Annotated in this window: 1 protein-coding gene; it reads right to left on the bottom strand. The window is 37.2% G+C overall.

The features are described from left to right. On the bottom strand, nucleotides 1-1,052 hold a 1,052-nt coding region (gene tnpB / locus B5P40_RS29410; RefSeq protein ID WP_113710372.1), incomplete at its 3' end, for an IS200/IS605 family element RNA-guided endonuclease TnpB. Between the last annotated feature and the right edge of the window lie 189 nt (nucleotides 1,053-1,241).

Raw genomic sequence — 1,241 nt, 5'->3', positions numbered from 1 at the left:
ATATCCCTATCATGGTGTGTACAACAAGAAGGGCAGTCCCATTTACGTAGGTTTAGATTTTTAACGTCTTTGTTTTGATATCCACAACAAGAACATAATTGGCTTGAAGCAAATGTTTTCGATACGACAATGATTTGTTTGCCGTACCATTTTGCCTTATATTCCAACATAGTTCGAAACTGTGACCATGATACCTCACTAATTGCTTTTGCTAAATTATGATTCTTTAACATATTCGATACTTGCAAATCCTCTATACCGATAACATCGTGGTTTTTGATGATTTCAGTCGAGATTTTGTCCAAGTAATCTTTTCTAGCATTCGTCATGTATTCATGAATTCTAGCTACTTTTACTCGTTGTTTATTCCAGCGAGAAGATCCTTTCGTTCTTCTAGAAAGAACACGCTGTGCTTTTGCCAACTTCTCTTCTAATGATCGAAAAAACTTTGGATTTTTATAGGTCGTTCCATCTGACAAAATGGCGAAATCTTTTAGTCCCACATCCATTCCAATGTAAGAATTTGTTTTCGGAAGTTCTTGCACTTCTGTTTCAACTAACAATGACACAAAGTATCTGCCAGAAGGGCTCCGTCTAACTGTAGCATTTAAAATACGACCTTTTACTTCGCGGCTTTTGGCAAATCGAACAAGACCTAGTTTTGGCAATTTTATTTTGTTTCCTACAACGGCAATGTTTTCATTTGTTTGTTTTGTGGTATAAGATTGTACGTTGTTCCTCTTAGATTTGAAACGCGGGGCATTGTTTTGTTTTTTGAAAAGGCGTGTATAAGCATCCGCAAGGTTGCGAACAGACGACTGAATCGCAATACTATCCACTTCTTTTAGCCAAACAAACTCTTTTTTCATGGCAGGGAGTTTGGCAGAGCATGTACCATATGTCAAACCCTTTCCTGTTTCTTTATATGCATTATCCCACAGAGATAGGAAGTGATTGAATATAAAACGAGAACAGCCAATCGTTTTATTGATTAGGATCGCTTGAGCTTTATTTGGATAGATACGAAATTTATATGCTTTATTGATCATCATTCATTTCACCTCCATTTCGATATGCGTCTATTATACAACAAACATACATTCGACAGGTAGTGAAGTAACAGTTTATGTATGTCGAACAATTAAGATGGCTTCCTGCCATCCCTTGTCCGAAGCCAATTCATCTCCCACCTACTCACTTCGCGTTCCTTGAGGAAGGAGTCTTCTTGGCTAAAATGATAA

This window comes from Bacillus sp. SRB_8, assembly GCF_003264205.1.
In the GTDB taxonomy this organism is placed as follows: Bacteria; Bacillota; Bacilli; order Bacillales; family Bacillaceae_G; genus Bacillus_A; species Bacillus_A mycoides.
Note: the sequence above shows the minus strand (reverse complement) of the source record. Positions and strands in the feature narration are given on the sequence as shown.